This window comes from Streptomyces sp. NPDC025784 (assembly GCF_055558435.1).
Window position 1 is genome coordinate 72,230 of sequence record NZ_JBVHMN010000029.1, and the last position, 17,452, is coordinate 89,681.

The 17,452-nt window shown below is 72.4% G+C and carries 17 protein-coding genes; 12 read left to right on the forward strand and 5 right to left on the reverse strand.

Annotated features, from left to right (window positions below; genetic code table 11):
- Window positions 1-169 precede the first annotated feature (169 nt).
- Window positions 170-736, forward strand: a complete 567-nt coding sequence (locus ACZ4IF_RS41815; RefSeq protein ID WP_467573619.1) for a hypothetical protein — start codon at window positions 170-172, stop codon at window positions 734-736.
- A gap of 112 nt (window positions 737-848) precedes the next feature.
- Here the strand turns inward: ACZ4IF_RS41815 and ACZ4IF_RS41820 are convergent, their stop codons facing one another.
- Window positions 849-3,005: a S9 family peptidase gene (locus ACZ4IF_RS41820; protein ID WP_467573622.1), complete on the reverse strand. Its 2,157-nt coding sequence runs from the start codon at window positions 3,003-3,005 to the stop codon at window positions 849-851.
- A gap of 175 nt (window positions 3,006-3,180) precedes the next feature.
- Between ACZ4IF_RS41820 and ACZ4IF_RS41825 the strand changes: the two genes are divergently transcribed.
- The 8 genes from ACZ4IF_RS41825 (at window position 3,181) to ACZ4IF_RS41860 (ending at window position 10,662) form a co-directional block, all read left to right on the forward strand.
- Complete coding sequence (locus ACZ4IF_RS41825; protein WP_028801953.1) at window positions 3,181-3,375, forward strand: hypothetical protein; 195 nt, start codon at window positions 3,181-3,183, stop codon at window positions 3,373-3,375.
- 60 nt (window positions 3,376-3,435) lie between these two features.
- Window positions 3,436-4,338 carry an N-acetyl-1-D-myo-inositol-2-amino-2-deoxy-alpha-D-glucopyranoside deacetylase gene (gene mshB / locus ACZ4IF_RS41830; RefSeq protein ID WP_467573625.1) on the forward strand — a complete coding sequence of 301 codons (903 nt, stop codon included), beginning with the start codon at window positions 3,436-3,438 and terminating at the stop codon, window positions 4,336-4,338.
- Entirely contained in the window at window positions 4,335-4,754 is a 420-nt protein-coding gene (locus ACZ4IF_RS41835; RefSeq protein ID WP_467573627.1) for a DUF6113 family protein, read from the forward strand. Before mshB ends, ACZ4IF_RS41835 begins: the two co-directional genes overlap by 4 nt.
- A 160-nt stretch (window positions 4,755-4,914) precedes the next feature.
- A complete protein-coding gene (locus ACZ4IF_RS41840; protein WP_467573630.1) occupies window positions 4,915-7,041 on the forward strand; it encodes a hypothetical protein in 2,127 nt (708 codons plus the stop codon).
- Between the two features lie 168 nt (window positions 7,042-7,209).
- Window positions 7,210-8,133, forward strand: a complete 924-nt coding sequence (locus ACZ4IF_RS41845; RefSeq protein ID WP_467573634.1) for an ABC transporter ATP-binding protein — start codon at window positions 7,210-7,212, stop codon at window positions 8,131-8,133.
- On the forward strand, window positions 8,130-8,870 hold the full coding sequence (locus tag ACZ4IF_RS41850) for an ABC transporter permease (protein WP_467573636.1): 741 nt from the start codon (window positions 8,130-8,132) through the stop codon (window positions 8,868-8,870). The genes ACZ4IF_RS41845 and ACZ4IF_RS41850 overlap by 4 nt, the downstream gene beginning before the upstream one ends.
- Complete coding sequence (locus tag ACZ4IF_RS41855; protein ID WP_467573638.1) at window positions 8,867-10,051, forward strand: sensor histidine kinase; 1,185 nt, start codon at window positions 8,867-8,869, stop codon at window positions 10,049-10,051. Before ACZ4IF_RS41850 ends, ACZ4IF_RS41855 begins: the two co-directional genes overlap by 4 nt.
- Window positions 10,048-10,662 (forward strand): response regulator transcription factor, encoded by a 615-nt coding sequence (locus ACZ4IF_RS41860; RefSeq protein ID WP_028801960.1) that lies wholly within the window; start codon window positions 10,048-10,050, stop codon window positions 10,660-10,662. Before ACZ4IF_RS41855 ends, ACZ4IF_RS41860 begins: the two co-directional genes overlap by 4 nt.
- A gap of 6 nt (window positions 10,663-10,668) precedes the next feature.
- Here ACZ4IF_RS41860 and ACZ4IF_RS41865 read toward each other — a convergent pair whose 3' ends face one another.
- Both ACZ4IF_RS41865 and ACZ4IF_RS41870 read right to left on the reverse strand, forming a co-directional pair.
- A complete protein-coding gene (locus ACZ4IF_RS41865) occupies window positions 10,669-11,523 on the reverse strand; it encodes a transglutaminase family protein (protein ID WP_467573642.1) in 855 nt (284 codons plus the stop codon).
- 17 nt (window positions 11,524-11,540) lie between these two features.
- On the reverse strand, window positions 11,541-12,587 hold the full coding sequence (locus tag ACZ4IF_RS41870; RefSeq protein ID WP_467573646.1) for a GNAT family N-acetyltransferase: 1,047 nt from the start codon (window positions 12,585-12,587) through the stop codon (window positions 11,541-11,543).
- Between the two features lie 140 nt (window positions 12,588-12,727).
- On the opposite strand from ACZ4IF_RS41870, the gene fdxA reads away from it, so the two are divergent.
- Together fdxA and ACZ4IF_RS41880 are read left to right on the forward strand one after the other, a co-directional pair.
- Window positions 12,728-13,048, forward strand: coding sequence for a ferredoxin (gene fdxA, locus ACZ4IF_RS41875; RefSeq protein WP_019058397.1), 321 nt, complete (start codon window positions 12,728-12,730; stop codon window positions 13,046-13,048).
- A gap of 180 nt (window positions 13,049-13,228) precedes the next feature.
- Window positions 13,229-14,332: a bifunctional succinyldiaminopimelate transaminase/glutamate-prephenate aminotransferase gene (locus tag ACZ4IF_RS41880; RefSeq protein ID WP_467573650.1), complete on the forward strand. Its 1,104-nt coding sequence runs from the start codon at window positions 13,229-13,231 to the stop codon at window positions 14,330-14,332.
- Between the two features lie 92 nt (window positions 14,333-14,424).
- Here ACZ4IF_RS41880 and ACZ4IF_RS41885 read toward each other — a convergent pair whose 3' ends face one another.
- Together ACZ4IF_RS41885 and ACZ4IF_RS41890 are read right to left on the reverse strand one after the other, a co-directional pair.
- A complete protein-coding gene (locus ACZ4IF_RS41885) occupies window positions 14,425-14,871 on the reverse strand; it encodes an ATP-binding protein (protein ID WP_467573653.1) in 447 nt (148 codons plus the stop codon).
- 331 nt (window positions 14,872-15,202) lie between these two features.
- Entirely contained in the window at window positions 15,203-16,183 is a 981-nt protein-coding gene (locus tag ACZ4IF_RS41890; RefSeq protein ID WP_467573656.1) for a VldE C-terminal domain-containing protein, read from the reverse strand.
- A 131-nt stretch (window positions 16,184-16,314) separates the two neighbouring features.
- Between ACZ4IF_RS41890 and dapE the strand changes: the two genes are divergently transcribed.
- Window positions 16,315-17,394: a succinyl-diaminopimelate desuccinylase gene (dapE, locus tag ACZ4IF_RS41895; protein ID WP_432188305.1), complete on the forward strand. Its 1,080-nt coding sequence runs from the start codon at window positions 16,315-16,317 to the stop codon at window positions 17,392-17,394.
- Window positions 17,395-17,452: the final 58 nt, after the last annotated feature.

Sequence of the window (17,452 nt, forward strand, 5' to 3'; positions counted from 1 at the left end):
GTGCGCCATGCACCCCGGCTCGTTGCCGTGCCGGCGCCTCGTGGCCCGCGGCCGGTAAAGATCTGTTGAAGTGATGGGTGCGCTGATAGGTTCCCGTGTGTCTCGTGGGGAACCGGCAACTGACCAGGCCGGGCACCCCTGTTGACGCCGACATCTGGGGGATGTTCACATGCGCGCGAGGACCGCGTTCCGCTCTGCCATGACCGTCGCCGCTCTGGCGCTGCTCGGCACGACCGTGCCGGGCCAGGCTCTGGCCGCCACCGACACACCGCCGCACCGCGCCTCGGCCGTCGACGCCGGCGGCCTCACCTTCGCGCCCCGGGCGTCGAAGGAGACCCGCTCCGTCGTGGCCGCGAACCCGTCCGTCGCCGCCCGGGCCGGGACGGTCTGCGGGGCCAATTACACGAAGGTCATCACCGCGGAGCGGCTGCCGAGCGACTCCGCCCGCTACGCGACCGTCTACGTGTACACCGACGGCACCACCACCGGGGACCGCATCTACGACGTGCCGACCTGCGGTGTGCTGTTCAACGAGACCGGCTCGGCCCAGTCGATGGGCATCCGGCTGAAGGACAACTACACCGCCACGCCGGACGACGAGGACTTCGGCACGTTCAGCACCTACGCCGGACCCGTGCGCCAGAAGAAGGGCTACTGCGGGAAGGTGTACTCGTACATGAAGATGGGCGGCAGGGTCGTCATCGACACCTACTCCGGCGTCGGCTCCTGCAACTGACGGCGCTCGCCGTCCCGCCCCGCACGCCGGACCTCTCCGGCGTGCGGGACCGCTTCCGCGTACCCCTCCGGCGCGCCGCGACCCTGCGCACCTGCAACCGCGGGCCCGGGCGTCAGGCGAGTCCGAGGGCGCGCTTGAGGAAGTCCACCTGGAGCAGGAGCAGGTTCTCGGCGACCTGCTCCTGCGGGGTCATGTGCGTGACCCCCGACAGGGGCAGCACCTCGTGCGGGCGTCCGGCGGCCAGCAGCGCGGAGGACAGCCGCAGGGCGTGCGCCACCACCACGTTGTCGTCGGCGAGGCCGTGGACGATCATCATCGGGGCGTGCCGGGCGGCGGGCTCGGAGAGCCCCTCATCGGTGATCAGCGAGCTGTGCGCGTACGTGTGAGGGTCCGCCGCGGGGTCACCGAGGTACCGCTCGGTGTAGTGGGTGTCGTAGAGCCGCCAGTCCGTGACGGGGGCGCCGGCGATGCCCGCGTGGAAGACGTCGGGCCGGCGCAGCACGGCGAGCCCCGCGAGCCACCCCCCGTACGACCAGCCGCGGATCGCCACCCGGGACAGGTCGAGCGGGAAGGTCTCCGCGAGGCCCTGGAGGGCGTCGATCTGGTCGTCGAGAGAGAGCGTGAAGTCGTCGCGGACCGCCTTCTCCCAGGCGGGGGAACGGCCGGGGGTGCCCCGCCCGTCGGCGACGATCACGGCGAATCCCTGGTCGGCGAACCACTGCGAGGTGAGGTGGGCGTTGTGCGCGGCGAGCACCCGGGGGCCGTGCGGACCGCCGTAGGGGTCCATGAGGACGGGGAGGGGAGTGACACCGTCGTAGTCAGTAGGCATAAGCACGGCGCATGGGATTTTCCGTGCGCCCCCCTGTGTGAGAGTCACGCGCGGGGACAGACCGGGACTTTCCGCAAGGGACGGTACGGTCGCGATCGTCTTCCCCTCGCGCAGGACATGGACCTGGACGCCCGGCTGGTCGAGCACCGAGGAAGCCAGCACGGTCACGCCGCCGGCGCGCACGGCCGAGTGCACGCCGGGTTCCTGCGAGACGCGCTCCACCCCGAGCTCGTTCACGCGGTACACATGCACTTCGCCGGTCTCCGGGGCGGGCGCCGCCTCGCCCGCGGACGCCGAGACCAGCACGTCGTCGTCCGACACGTCGAGCACCGCACGCACGTGCAACTGCGGCCCCGTCAGCGGGCGTTCACCGAAGGCGAGCACCCGGGCGCCACCCTCGTCGGCGATCCGAACGAGCTGTCCGGCGGGGCTCCAGCACGGAACGCCGGGGAAAAGATCCAGCCATTGTGGATCTTCGTCCGCGTGCACCATGCGGGTCGTCCCGGCGTCCGGGTCCACGGCCAGGAACAGCTGGCTGCGCTGGTCCCGCGCCTGCACCAGGATCAGCGGCGCACCCCCTGCTGACCAGTGCACATGCGCCAGATACGGGTAGCGTGCCCGGTCCCAGGAGACCTCCGTGCGCACCCCGTCGAGCGTGGTGACGAAGAGTCGTACGTCCGCGTTGGCGCTGCCCGCCACCGGATACGCGACCCGCTGCGGCTCGGCCCCGGGCTGCGCGGGATCGGCGATCCACCAGCGCTGTACGGGCGTGTCGTCGACCCGTGCGACGAGCAGCCGGTCACTCTCGGGCGACCACCAGAACCCGCGTGAACGCCCCATTTCCTCGGCCGCGATGAACTCGGCGAGTCCGTACGAGACCGACCCCTCGCCCGCGGCCGGCTCCGGCTCCGCCAGGGCCCGGTCGTTCTCGCCCTCGGCGCCGACGACCCGGAGGGCGCCCCCGGCCACGTACGCGACGAACCGGCCGTCGGGCGACGGACGCGGGTCGATCACCGGGCCCGGCACGGGGAGTTCACGCGCCGTCCCGGCCCGCAGTTCCGCCGTGAAAAGCCTCCCCGACAGGGCGAAAGAGGCCAGCTCGACCGCGGTGTCGGTGGCGTAGCCGACGATCCCGGCACCGCCCTCACGACTGCGCTCGCGGCGCGCCCGCTCCTCCGCGGACAACTCCTCGCCCGCGCCGCCGAGCAGTGCCGCCGGGTCGGCCGCGACCCGCTCCCCGCCACCGCCGGGCGAGGCTCCCGCCCCGTCCCGGGGCACATCGAGGACCCACAGGTGATGCGCCCGGTCCGTACCGGAGAGGGACCGCAGGAACACGACACGGGAACCGTCGGGAGACACCGTGAACGCCCGTGGTGCGCCGGAGGTGAACCGCTGCGTCCGGGCGTACCGACGCGGGAAGGAGAAAGGCTCGCTCGTCATGCCCCGACCATATTGGCCATGCGCCCCCTTGTGCGGCCGTGCGCCGATCGATGCGCGCGTACGGATAGTTATGATCACTAGCGCTGCGTGGGTATGAACCTGCTGGCTTCCGTATGTATTTACGACCCCCATGTCCGACCCCCCATGTCCCTGGGATCTTTGGAGGTGAACCGCCGTGGCACTCTCGATTTCGGCGGTGGTGCTGCTGGCGATCATCGTCTTCATCCTGGTGAAGAAGTCAGGACTGAAGGCCGCCCACGCCATCGTGTGTGTCCTGCTCGGTTTCTACCTCGCCTCCTCGACGGTCGCTCCCACGATCAACGAGCTGACCACGAACATCGCGGGGATGATCGGCAGCATCAAGTTCTGAGCCCGTCCGCCGACCGCGCCCGGCTCGGGACGAGGGCGGCCGCCTCGTAGGGTGGGTTCCATGACGGAACTGCCCGACCGGCGTCTGCTCCTGGTGCACGCGCACCCGGACGACGAGTCGATCAACAACGGCGCGACCATGGCCAAGTACGCGGCCGAGGGCGCCCAGGTGACGCTGGTGACCTGCACCCTCGGGGAGGAGGGCGAGGTCATCCCGCCCGGACTCGCCCACCTGGCGCCCGACCGCGAGGGCGGGCTCGGACCGTACCGGGCGGGCGAGCTGGCCGCCGCCATGAAGGAACTGGGCGTCACCGATCACCGGTTCCTGGGCGGCCAGGGGCGCCATCGCGACTCCGGGATGATGGGCGCCGAACAGAACCGTCGCGCCGGCGCCTTCTGGTCCGCCGACCTCGACGAGGCCGCCTGCGATCTCGTCGCCGTGATCCGCGAGGTGCGCCCCCAGGTGCTCGTCACCTACGACCCCGACGGCGGATACGGGCACCCCGACCACATCAAGGCCCATCGCGTGGCCGTGCGCGCCGCCGAGATCGCCGCGGACAGCGCCTTCCGCCGCGATCTCGGCGACCCCTGGGAGATCGCCAAGGTCTACTGGAACCGGGTGCCGCGCTCCGTGGGCGAGCAGGCGTTCGCGCGGCTGCGGGAAGCGCTCCCGGAGCTGCCGTTCACCCGGTCCGCGGACCTCGCCGACGTTCCGGGTGTCGTCGACGACAGGGCCATCACCACCGAGATCGACGGAACCGCGTACGCCGCCGCCAAAGCGGCCGCCATGCGGGCCCACGCCACCCAGATCGAGGTGTCCGAGCCCTGGTTCGTCCTCTCGAACCAGCTGGCGCAGCCGCTCTTCACCACCGAGTACTACGAGTTGGTGAGCGGGGAGCGGCCCGGGACGCGGGAGACCGACCTGTTCGCGGGGATCGACCGAGAGGAAGCGGACGCGCGATGAGTACGACCGGACAGCGCGGGAGCATGCTCGCGCAGCCGCTGACACGGCCCTCCGCCGGCCGGATCGCCGCTTACCTGGGGCTCTTTCTGCTCGGCGTCGTCGTGGGCGCCGCCGGGGCGCTGGTGCAGTCCGGCTGGTTCCCCCTCGGACTGCTGCTCGCGCTCGCGGGTGCGGCCGGACTCTTCCTCGGAGGCAGCCGGGCGACCGGCACACGTGCCGGGGCCGTCGCTCCCGCGGCCGGCTGGCTGGTGGCCGTCATCCTGCTCACCGCCAGCCGCCCCGAGGGCGACTTCCTGTTCGGCGCGGGACTTGTCTCCTACCTCTTCCTGCTCGGTGGCATGGCTGTCGCTGTGATGTGCGCCACCCTCGGTCAGGGGCGGCAACCGGACGCCTCCGACGTCCGACTTGGCAAGTGACGTACCACTTCGCCGCATCGGACAGGTGCGGGTCCCGTGCGGGTTTCCTGCGCGGGCGAGGTTTGCGCGCCGGACACGGCCAGTATGGTGGTGCGCGCCGCCGAGCTGCCCGAGATGAGGTCGAGTAAACGGGCGGTGGAGCCAACCGGGAGAACCTGCCTTGAGTCGTGAAACTGACAGTTCGTCCTCCGGGCCCAACGGGCGCGGTGGAGCCGCGTACCCGTCGGGGACGCCGCCGTACGGGACCCCCACGGCTTCCCAGAGCGGTGCCGACGCCGGCAACCCGCCGGAGGAGCGCAAGACCGAGACAACGCTGACGACGCGCATCCGGATCAACATCCCCGGATCGCGGCCCATCCCGCCCGTCGTCGTGCGCACACCCGTCGCGGACGCGGACACGTCCGCCGGCGCCGCCGACAGCGGCGGGAACCCGTCGGAGCCGCCACGGAACGCCGGTTCGCCGGCGCCGGCCGCCGGCTCCGCCCCCGCGCCCGCCGACCAATCCGGCGCCGCGCCCGCAGCGGCCGAGGAGAAGGCGAGCGACTGGTTCGCGCCCCGCAAGTCCGGTGCGCCCAAGGGCGGGCCGGGCGGCGGATCCACCAACGGAGCGGGCGTCACCGGCGGTTCGGCCGCCGCGCCCGCGCAGGGCGGACGCCCCGGCGGCCAGAACGGTGCGCGGCCGGGTCTCCCGGGCGGAGCCCGGCCCGGCGGCGGGGCGAACCCTCCCCGTCCCGGCGGCACGAACGGTGCCGGGCTGCCCGGCGCCACCGGCGCCGGACCCGTGGCCCCCGGCCACGGCGGCGGCACCGGTTCCTTCGACGTCTCCGGAGCGCTCGGCAGCACCGGCTCCTTCCCCGCCGTCGGCGCGGGCGACTCCGAGCCGCGCCGCGACGACCTCCCGTACTTCGCGGAGAACGGCCAGGGCGGACCCGCGGGGCCGACCGGCGGTCCGGTCACCGGGGACGGCCCGATGATGCCGCCCGCCGGTCCCGGCGTGGCGCCCGGCAGCCTGGCCGCGAGGCAGGGTCCGGGCGGTCCCGGCGCTCCCCGCGGCTCCGGTGCACCCGGTGCCGTGCCCGGCGGCCTCAGCGGCGGCCTGAGCGACGACACCGCGATCCTCACGCCGCAGAAGCCGGCCCCCGAGCCGGGCCCCGGCGGTTACGGCGCCCCCGGGGACAACGTCTCCGGTCACACCCTGACCAGCGGCATCCCCGTCGTGCCGTCCCCGCAGAACGCTCCGTTCGCGCCGGGCGCGCACACCGACGGACCGCTGCCGCACACCCCGCCGAAGCTGCCCGAGCCGGTCCAGCAACCCCCGGCCTCGTCCAAGCCGGCCAAGAAGAAGGGCCGCAACAAGCCGGCCCTCCTGGGTGTCCTCGTGGTGGTCCTCGGCGGCGGTGCGTACGGCGCCGGCCTCCTGATGAACCACTCGGACGTGCCCAAGGGCACCACCGTGCTCGGCGTCGACATCGGCGGCGGCACCCGCGACGACGCCGTCAGGAAGCTCGACGACGCCCTCGGCGACCGCACGAACACGGCGCTCAAGCTGTCGGTCGACGGCGACACCGTCGCCCTCAAGCCGGACCAGGCCGGGCTCCAGCTCGACAGCCAGGCCACGGTCCGAGCCGCGGCGGGCAGCGACTACAACCCCGTCTCGGTGATCGGGTCGTTGTTCGGCCAGCAGCGCGTGGTCGAGCCCGTGATGCCGGTCGACGAGGAGAAGCTCCAGGCCGCGCTGGAGGGCGCCGCGGGCGGCTCCGGGTCGATGCAGGACGGCACGATCAAGTTCGTGTCCGGCAAGGCCGTCCCCGTGTACGGCAAGGCGGGCAAGGGCATCGACGTGGCCTCCTCGACCCAGGCCGTGCAGGACGCGTACCGCGCCCAGGTGGAGACCGGCACGACCACTCCGGTGAAGGTCGCCACCACGACGCGTCAGCCGAAGGTCGCGAACGCCGAAGTCGACCGGATGATGGCGAAGTTCGCCAAGCCGGCGATGTCGGCCAACGTGACCGTGCAGACGGACGCCGCGCACTCGATCCCGCTGAGCCCGCAGAACTCGCTGTGGAAGTTCCTCCGGGTGGAAGCGACCCCCGACGGCAAACTGACCGACAAGCCGGACCTGAACGCCCTGAAGGCGCTGTACGGTCAGACGTTCGACGGGGTGCTCATCACCCGGGCCAACGGCAAGAAGACGCCCGTCACGCCGCAGGACGTCTACGTCGCCCTCCGACAGGCGCTGACGAGCAAGACCAACCGGGTCGCGGTCATCGAGACCAACCCGAATTAGTCCCGAGGCGGTTGGAAGGGGGGCCCGGTCACGACCGGGCCCCCCTTCCGCACGACCGGGACCTCGGCGCGAAGTGGCGTGCCACCCGCCGCACATGACATCTGTCATCTCCGAGAGACGACAAGCTGCACTGCCCCGGGCACCCCGTCCGTCGCCACGATGGATGGCATGACAACGACTGCGGCGACCGCCACCTCGGTGGTCGGCTTCGAATCGGTGACCAAGACCTACGGCAGCGTGCGGGCCGTGGACGGGCTGACCCTCGATCTGCATCCGGGCGAGACCGTCGCCCTGCTGGGCCCCAACGGCGCGGGCAAGTCCACGACCCTCGACCTTCTCCTCGGCCTCAAGCAGGCCGACAGCGGCGCGGTCCGGGTCTTCGGCACCAGCCCGCGCGAGGCCATCGTCGGCGGCCGGGTGGGCGCCATGCTGCAGAGCGGCGGGCTGATGGACGAGGTCACGGTGGGCGAGCTGGTGAAGCTCGCGTGCGACCTGCATCCGAAGCCCTTCCGCGTCCAGGACGTCCTCGCCCGGGCCGGGATCTCCCCGATCGCCGACCGCAAGGTCAACAAGCTCTCCGGCGGCCAGGCACAGCGCGTCCGCTTCGCCCTCGCCACCGCGGGCGACAGCGACCTGATCGTGCTCGACGAGCCCACCACCGGCATGGACGTCTCCGCCCGCCAGTCCTTCTGGGCGACCATGCGCGAACAGGCCGACCAGGGGCGCACGGTCCTGTTCGCCACGCACTACCTGGAGGAGGCCGACGCGATAGCCGACCGGGTGCTCGTCCTGCACCGGGGCCGGCTGCTGGCCGACGGCACCGCGGCCGAGATCAAGGCGAAGGCCGGCGCACGTCGGATCTCCTTCGACCTGGAGGGTCCGATCGACGAGGGCCCGCTGTGCGCGCTGCCCTTCCTGACGTCCGTCGACGTGTCCGGGCAGACCGTCCGCATCCAGTCCTCCGACGCCGACGCGACCGTGCACGCGCTGTACGGGCTCGGCGTCTACCCCCGCAACCTCGAAGTGTCCGGGCTCGGTCTCGAGCAGGCCTTCGTCGCCATCACGGCCGCCGAGGAGGCGAAGGCGAAGTGAACAGCCTGATCAAACTGGAGATCACCCGAGCCCTGCGCAACCGCAAGTTCCTGTTCTTCTCGGTGATCTACCCCTCGGCCCTGTTCCTGCTGATCGCGGGCAGCGCCGACAGCACGACCGAGGTCGACGGGACGGGTCTGAACCTGCCGACCTTCTTCATGGTCTCCATGGCGTCCTTCGGCGCCCTGACCGCCGTCCTGATGGGCAACAGCGAGCGCATCGCCAAGGAGCGCGAGAGCGGCTGGGTACGGCAGTTGAGGCTCACCACGCTCCCGGGCCGCGGCTATGTGTTCGCGAAGACGGCGAGCGCCGCCGTGATCAGCCTGCCCTCGATCGTGATCGTCTTCGTGGTCGCCGCGGCCGTGAAGGACGTACGGCTGGACGCCTGGCAGTGGATCGCCCTCACCCTCGCCATCTGGGCCGGGAGCCTCGTCTTCGCCGCGCTCGGCGTCGCCATCGGCTACCTCGCCAGCGGTGACGCGGTCCGCCCGATCACGATGATCACCTACTTCGGCCTGTCGATGCTCGGTGGCCTGTGGATGCCCACCACGACCTTCCCCGACTGGCTGCAGAACATCGCCGAGTGGCTGCCCACGCACGCGTACGCTGCCCTCGGGCAGGCCATCGAACTCGGCGACGCCCCGCACGCGAAGGACCTCGCCATCCTCGCCGTCTCCTTCGCCCTGTTCGTGGGCGGCGCGGCCTGGCTGTACCGGAAGGACACGCTGAAGGCGTGAGCAGCGTCGGCATCGGGCAGCGCCCGCAGAACCGCAAGCAGCAGATCGTCAAGGTCGTGTGGACCGGCATCTGGCTCGTCTACCTGAGCGCGCCGGTCAGCGACCTCGTGCACGGCGGGCACAGCACCGGTGTGGTGGTGCTCGGCTGGATCGGCCTGATCGCCTTCGTGCTCTGGTACGGCGCCCTCGTCTTCCGTACGGGGCGCGGGGAGCACAACAGGCTGGTGCTCGGCTCGCTGGGCGTCCTCGCGTCGCAGGCGGCCGTCCTCTCCCTCACGCTGGGACGGGAATGGCTCGTCCTGTTCGTGTACGTGGCCATCGCGGCCGGCGCGGCCCTCCCGCTGCGCTGGGCGCGGCTGGCCATCCCGGCCGTGGCGGCCGTGCTGACGACCATCGCCCTGATCGTCCCGGGCGGCAAGGCCTATCTGGCGGGACTGCTCATCCCCGCCTTCCTCGGCGGGTTCGCCATGACCGGCGTGCGCGAGCTCCTGCGGACGACCATCGCGCTGCGTGAGGCCCGCGCCACGGTGGCCCAACTCGCCGCCAACGAGGAGCGGTTGCGGCTCGCCAGAGACCTGCACGACCTGCTCGGGCACTCGCTGTCGCTGATCACGCTGAAGAGCGAACTGGCCGGGCGGATGCTTCCCGACCACCCGGAGAAGGCGGCCCAGCAGGTCGCCGACATCGAACAGGTCAGCCGCCAGGCCCTCGTCGACGTGCGCGAGGCGGTCACCGGCTATCGCCGGCCCCGGCTCGCCGGTGAACTCGCCGGCACCCAGGTCGCGCTGACCGCGGCGGGCGTGCGGGCCGACCTGCCGGTCGAACCCGATCTCACCGGCGTGCCCGAGGAGAGCGAGTCGGCACTCGCCTGGGCGCTGCGCGAGGCGGTCACCAACGTCGTCCGGCACAGCGGGGCCCGACGCTGCACCGTGGAGCTCCTGCGCCGTCAGACGCTGGACGGACCGGTCCTCGAACTGTCCGTGGAGGACGACGGTTCCGGCGGTTCCGGCGGCTCGTACGGCAATGGTCTGACCGGGCTGACCGAACGCCTGGAGAAGGCGGGCGGAACACTGGAGGCCGGCCGGGTGCGGCACGGGTTCCGGTTGGTCGCACGCGTGCCGCTGACGGGGGCGGAGGCAGGCGCGAACGCCGCGGACGACCCCGTAGGATCCGGGGCATGAGCCGCACGATCAAGGTCCTGCTCGCCGAGGACCAGTCGATGGTCCGCGAGGCGCTGGCAGCCCTGCTGGGCCTGGAGCCGGACATCGAGGTGGTCGCCCAGGTGGCGCGCGGCGACGAGGTGCTGGCCGCCGCCCGCGAGCACGACGTCGACGTCGCGCTCCTCGACATCGAGATGCCGGGCAGGACGGGCATCGAGGCCGCGGCCGAGGTCCACGCGGCCCTCCCGGACGTCAAGCTGCTCATCCTGACGACGTTCGGCCGACCCGGCTATCTGCGCAGCGCCATGGAGTCCGGCGCGGACGCCTTCCTGGTCAAGGACGCCCCTGCGGCCCAACTCGCCGCGGCGGTACGGAAGGTGCTGGACGGAGAGCGGGTCATCGACCCGACCCTCGCCGCCGCGGCGCTCGCCGAGGGAGCCAACCCGCTGACCGACCGGGAGCGTGAGGTGCTGCGCGCCGCGGCCGACGGCTCCACCAACGCCGAGCTGGCCGCCGCCCTCCACCTCTCCCAGGGCACCGTCCGCAACTACCTGTCCACGGCCATCCAGAAGCTGGCGGTCCGCAACAGGGCGGAAGCGGTGCGGATCGCCCGCGAGAAGGGCTGGCTGTAGCCCGGGTCAGTTGAGCATCGCCCGTGCCGCGTCGGCCTGGTGGCGTACCCGGACCGCGGCCGGCTCGTCGACGGCGGCCACCACGTCGGCGTACGCGTCGAGTTCGGTGGCCCCACCCAGGAAGTCGCCGCGCTTGACGAGGAGCTGGGCCCGCTCGTAGCGCAGCCGCGCCGGGTGCGCGGGCAGCAGGAGGGACAGCTCGACGGCCCACAGCGACACGTCGGAGCGCTCCGGACGGGGGGCCGCCCAGGCCCGGATGTTGTTCAGGACGCGCAGGACGACGTCGAGCGGGTCGGCGGGGGAGAGCATCGACGGGTCCAGGGGCGCGCCGGTCGCCCCCGCGACGAGCAGTTCGGCGTCCGGGCCGGTCAGCACCCGCCCGCCGTCGAAGGGGTCGGCGAGCACCTGCTGCTCGGCCGGTCCGAAGCCCACGACGAAGTGCCCGGGCAGGGCGACCCCGTACACCGGCGCGCCGGCCCGTCGCGCCACCTCCATCCACACCACGGAGAGCAGGATGGGCAGCCCGCGGTGCCGCATCAGCACCTCGTGCAGCAGTGAGGACTCCAGCCGCTGGTAGTCGGCCGGCGAGCCGTGGAACCCGCAGCGCCCGCCGAGCAGTTCGGCGAGGGCGGCGGCCCAGGACCGGGGCCCGCCCGGGCGGAACGGCAGCAGTCCCGCCAGCCGGTCCAGCTCGATCTGCGCCGCGTCCGTCCCGGCCTCGTCGAGCGTCCCGTCGGCCGCCGCACCGATCAGCAGGCTCAGCATCGACAGGTCCGGCCGTTCGGTCCGGGCCTCCTCGGCGAAGAGCCGTCGCACCTCGGCGGCCCGCTCCGGTTCCGGTGGCTGTGGAGAGCAACGCATGCCGGACTCGTGCCCCTTCACGCCGATCGATACGGCTCGGCGGCGCCGAAACCGTGCCCGCCCGCTCCGGCGTCCGCGACCCGGCGGTAGTGGTGGTAGGAGTGGTGGGGCGCGAAGCCCATCCCGGTGTACAGCGCACGTGCGGCCGCGTTGTCGTCCTCCACCTGGAGCCAGGCGGCCGAGGCGCCCTCGTCCAGGGCCCGGCGGGCCAGGGCGGCCATCACTGCGGTACCGAGGCCCCTGCGCCGGTGCGCCGGGCCGACCTCGACGGCGGCGAATCCGGCCCAGCGGCCGTCCACCACGCAGCGGCCGATCGCGGCGGGCGCCCCGCCCTCCTCGCCCGGCACGGTCGCGAACCACACGGAGGGCCCGCTGCCCAGCACCTTCAGCGCCACCTCGCCGAGCCCCTTGCGCTGGTAGCGGCCCAGCCAGGCATCGTCGGCCGTACGCGAGAGCGTGACCCCGGGCGCGTCCCGGTCCGCGATCGGCGCGAGCGAACCGATCCACAGGCCTGCCGTCACCTCACGGACCCAGCCGCGCTCCTCCAGCTCCGCGCACAGCAGCTCCTGCGTGCCCTCGGCCCCGGTCGCGGTCTGGACGTAGGCGGGCAGGTCACGGGCTGCGTACCAGGCGCCCGCGTACGCCAGCGCGTCGTCCAGCGGCATGCCGGGGTCCCCGAGGGGCAGCACGGAGTTGGCCCGCCGGGTGAACCCGGCGGCGGCCCGCAGCTCCCATCCGCCGAGCCGCTCGCTCTCCACGGGCCGCCAGGCCCGCGCGGCGACCCGCGCCAGCTCCTCGTACGAGGCCGCGGGGCCCCGCCGACGCGCCGGGGCGGCCGGCACGACCTTGCCCGCGACCAGCGAGGATTCCGCGATCCGGACACGTTCGCCGGTCCGCCGTGTGATCAGCAGCACACCGTTGTCCCATGATGTGAGAACACCGACCGTGTCGGTGAACTTCTCTCCCGTGTCTCCATCGTCGCTCAAGCGTCGTACTGAGACACGTTTTCCCACGTCAGCAGCGGTGATACGGACCTCAAGGCGGCCGGACGGCGAGATTTCCACAGGTCAGTTCACCCCTCCTGTTCGGATCATGCCCAAGAACGGAGATACTAGGGGCGGGCATCGACGACGCCGCGCTCCCGCGCGCCAGGCGGCGGAGCCTACGGAGGCCCGCCAGCGCCCTATCGAGGAGGAACGACAGCGTGACCTACGTCATCGCGCAGCCTTGTGTCGACGTCAAGGACAAGGCGTGCATCGAGGAGTGCCCGGTCGACTGCATCTACGAGGGCTCCCGGTCCTTGTACATCCACCCGGACGAATGCGTCGACTGTGGAGCCTGTGAGCCGGTGTGCCCGGTCGAGGCGATCTTCTACGAGGACGACACTCCCGAAGAGTGGAAGGACTACTACAAGGCGAACGTCGAGTTCTTCGACGAGCTCGGCTCGCCCGGCGGTGCCAGCAAGCTCGGTCTGATCGAGCGCGACCACCCCTTCGTCGCAGCGCTGCCGCCGCAGAACCAGTAAGCGGCTCGCACACGCACCGCCTCGGTCCCGTACGGCCGGATCGTTCCGGTCGCCGTACGGGACCGAGGCGTTTGCCGTACCGGGCGCGTGCGCCCCGTGCGACGGGTACGGCCCGCGGCGAGCACAGCGAGTACCAGCGATACGTACGGGTCGTACGTACGAGAAAGTGAGCCCGATCCCGTGTCCGCAGTCTCCGACCGGCTTCCCACCTTCCCCTGGGACAAGCTGGAGCCCTACAAGGCGACGGCCGCCGCTCACCCGGGCGGCATCGTCGACCTGTCCGTCGGCACCCCGGTCGACCCGGTGCCCGAGCTGATCCAGAAGGCTCTGGTCGCCGCCGCGGACTCGCCCGGCTATCCCACCGTGTGGGGCACGCCCGAGCTGCGGGACGCGCTCACGGGCTGGGTGGAGCGGCGCCTCGGGGCGCGGGACGTCACCCACCGCCATGTGCTGCCCGTCGTCGGCTCCAAGGAGCTCGTGGCCTGGCTGCCGACGCAGCTGGGCCTCGGCCCCGGTGACAAGGTCGCCCACCCGCGCCTCGCGTACCCGACGTACGAGGTCGGAGCGCGGCTGGCCCGGGCCGAGCACGTCGTCTACGACGACCCCACCGAACTGGACCCGGCGGGTCTGAAGCTGCTGTGGCTCAACTCGCCGTCGAACCCCACCGGCCGGGTCCTGTCCAAGGCGGAGCTGACCCGGATCGTCGCCTGGGCCCGCGAGCACGGTGTGCTGGTCTTCTCCGACGAGTGCTACATCGAGCTGGGCTGGGAGGCGGACCCGGTCTCGGTGCTGCACCCGGACGTGTGCGGCGGTTCCTACGAGGGGATCGTCTCGGTGCACTCCCTCTCGAAGCGCTCCAACCTGGCCGGCTACCGTGCCGCCTTCCTCGCGGGTGACCCCGCCGTCCTCGGCGAGCTCCTCCAGATCCGCAAGCACGGCGGCATGATGACGTCCGCGCCGACCCAGGCCGCGGTGGTCGCCGCCCTCTCGGACGACACCCACGTCCGCGAGCAGCGCGAGCGCTACGCCGCCCGGCGCACCGCGCTGCGTGACGCGCTGCTCGGCCACGGCTTCCGCATCGAGCACAGCGAGGCGAGCCTCTACCTCTGGGCCACCCGCGACGAGTCCTGCTGGGACACGGTGGCCCACCTGGCCGAGCTGGGCATCCTGGTCGCCCCCGGCGACTTCTACGGCACGGCGGGCGAGACGTTCGTGCGGGTCGCCCTGACGGCTTCGGACGAGCGGGTCGCCGCAGCGGTCGAGCGGCTGTCCCGCCAGGCCTGAACCCGCCGCAGAGCAGCGCGGAGGGGTCCGGGGACAGCTCCCCGGACCCCTCCGTCGTACCGGCCCTGTGATCGGGCGTACCGGCCCTGTGGTCAGCCGAGCGGCAGCCCCTTCAGCGGCAGCCGGCCGGTCGGCAGCCCGCCCTTGGTCACCGCGTCCGTCGGCAGGCCGCCACCGGTCGCCGTCTTCGTGGTGTCGCCGAGCAGGCCGCCGGCCTGCCCCGCCGCGTCGCCGGCCACCTTCTGCGCGGCCGGCGTCGCCTTCTTGGCGACCTTCCCACTGGTCTTGCCCGCGGCGGGCACGGCCTTCTCGACCGTCTTGCTGCCGGTGTCGCCCGCGAGCCCGGTGACCTTCTGTGCCGCACCGTCGACGGTGTTGCCGACGCTCGCCCCGTCCAGGGCGGTCAGCCCACCGAGGTCGGGGGTGGCCGGGAGTTCGGCCGCTGCGCTGGCGGAGCCGGCCGCACCGACCACGGGAGCCGCTCCCGCTGCGATGAGCAGCGCGGCACGGGCGATCCGGCGGGTCAGGGGGAGGGACATGATGCTCCTTAGACGGGAGAGAACGTGGAAGTGTCCACCCGAGCCCGGCAGTTGACCGGCTGGCTGCCGGTGATCGTCTTGGGCGTCGGACGCAGTGACTACCGCTCGAAACCCGCGAAGGTTGCGGTGGCCCGACGTAAAGAGTTGGCAATGCGTCGCATTATCGGCTGCGGATAAAAGCGGGCAAAGGGCACCCGGTCGGAAAGTCTGCCGAATCCTTACCGCCCTTTGTTCTCAAGGGATTCGACGGTAGCGGGGGTGACCGCGCGAAAACCTGCGCACATCGGCGGAGTGACGTGGGGCGAGTCCCTCGGACGGGTGAGGCGCCGTACTACTGCGCAGTGACGATCCGGACCTCGGCGGCGGCCTTCCCCGCGGCCGGGCTTCCCTGCGCACCCGTCGTGCGCCATTCGCCCTCGGTACCGCCGGCGGTCCATTCGCGCCCGGCGTACGACACCCGGTCGATGTGCAGTGCCGAGGAGTTCGCCACGGCCCAGTGCGCCAGCTCCCAGCCGCGCCGGGCGGCGTCCGTGTCGGAGGCCGCCGCGTCGCGCACGGGGACGGTCACGGTCCGGCTGCCGCCCGTCGCCGGAGCCGACGCGGCGGTCGACGGCACGGCCGAGGCGCCCCCGGCGCCCACGTCGGCACCCGCCTCCTGGAACACCTCGCGTCCGAAGTCCCGTACGAGCGCGGTCCGTACCGAGTCCGAGCCGCCCGCCTCGGTCGCGTCCGGGCGTCCCTCGCAGGTCAGCGTGGCCGCCGCGCGGCCGGTCAGGGCCGCGGCGAGCAGGATGGCGTCCGGCTCGTGCTTCGCGTACGCCTGGGGATAGCCGCTGCGCTGCACCCGCTGCGCTGCGACGGTGAGCGGCAGCCGCGAATAGCCCGGCACCTTCGCCAGGTGCTCGTAGAAGATCCCCGCCGAATACGTCGGGTCCATGATCTGCTTCGTCGTGCCCCAGCCCTGTGAGGGCCGCTGCTGGAACAGGCCGAGCGAGTCCCGGTCGCCGTGGGTGATGTTGCGCAGGCCGGACTCCTGGAGCGCCGTCGCCAGGGCGATCGTCACCGCGCGCTCGGGCATGCCCCGGGAGGTGCCCACCGCGGAGATCGTCGCCGCGTTCGCCGCCTGCTCCGGGGTGAACTCGTACGACGCGCCGTCGCCCTTGCCCGAGACGACCTTGCATCTCGGCGCTCCGGTGCCTCCCGTGAGGTACTGCACGGCGAGATAGCCCGCGAGCGCGAGCAGGACCACGACGGCCGCCCCGGAACGGAGGAGGCGGCCGCGCCGGACGGGTGCGGGGGACGGCTCTGACACGACGTACAAGGTACTGGAGGGTCCTGTCGGTGGTACCTGGGATTGTGGACGACTTCTGAGCCGCCCGGGGCGACCGGCCCCCTCCGGCCGGAAGAGCGGAGCCGGCGGCCGGAAACGCTAGGGTCGACGCCATGGCCGACACCCCGCTTGACCTCACCCTCGACGCCGCCCGGCTCACCGCTCAGCTCGTCGACTTCCCCTCGGAGAGCGGCAGCGAGAAGCCGCTCGCCGACGCCGTCGAGGCCGCCCTGCGCGCCCTGCCGCACCTGACGGTCGACCGGTACGGCAACAACGTCGTCGCGCGGACGAACCTGGGCCGCGCCGAGCGCGTGATCCTCGCCGGCCACATCGACACCGTGCCCATCGCCGACAACGTCCCCTCCCGCCTGGACGAGGACGGCGTGCTGTGGGGCTGCGGCACCTGCGACATGAAGTCGGGCGTGGCCGTCCAGCTCCGCATCGCGGCCACCGTGCCCGCCCCCAACCGCGATCTCACCTTCGTCTTCTACGACAACGAAGAGGTCGCGGCGGACCTGAACGGTCTGAAGCACGTGGCGGAGGCCCACCCCGACTGGCTGGAGGGCGACTTCGCCGTCCTCCTGGAGCCCTCGGACGGTCAGGTCGAGGGCGGCTGCCAGGGCACGCTGCGGGTGCTGCTCAGGACGACGGGCGAGCGCGCCCACTCCGCCCGCAGCTGGATGGGCTCGAACGCCATCCACTCGGCCGCCCCGATCCTGGCCCGGCTCGCCGAGTACCAGCCCCGCTACCCCGTCATCGACGGCCTCGAGTACCGCGAGGGCCTGAACGCGGTGGCGGTCTCCGGCGGCGTCGCCGGCAACGTCATCCCCGACGAGTGCGTGGTGACCGTCAATTTCCGCTACGCGCCCGACCGCACCGAGGAGGAGGCCGTCGCCCACGTCCGCGAGGTCTTCGCGGACTGCGGGGTCGAGGAGTTCGTCGTGGACGACCACAGCGGTGCCGCCCTCCCCGGGCTCTCCCACCCGGCCGCCGCCGCGTTCATCGAGGCGGTCGGCGGCACCCCGCAGCCGAAGTACGGCTGGACGGATGTCTCCCGCTTCAGCGCCCTAGGCGTCCCCGCGGTGAACTACGGTCCGGGCAACCCGCACTTGGCGCACAAGCGTGACGAAAGGGTCGAAACGGCCAAGATCCTCGCGGGCGAGGAGCGGTTGAGGGCCTGGCTCACCGCCTGAGCCGTACCCGACGGCGGTTCATGGCGGACATGCTCGCGTCCCCCCTCCGTAACCGGCG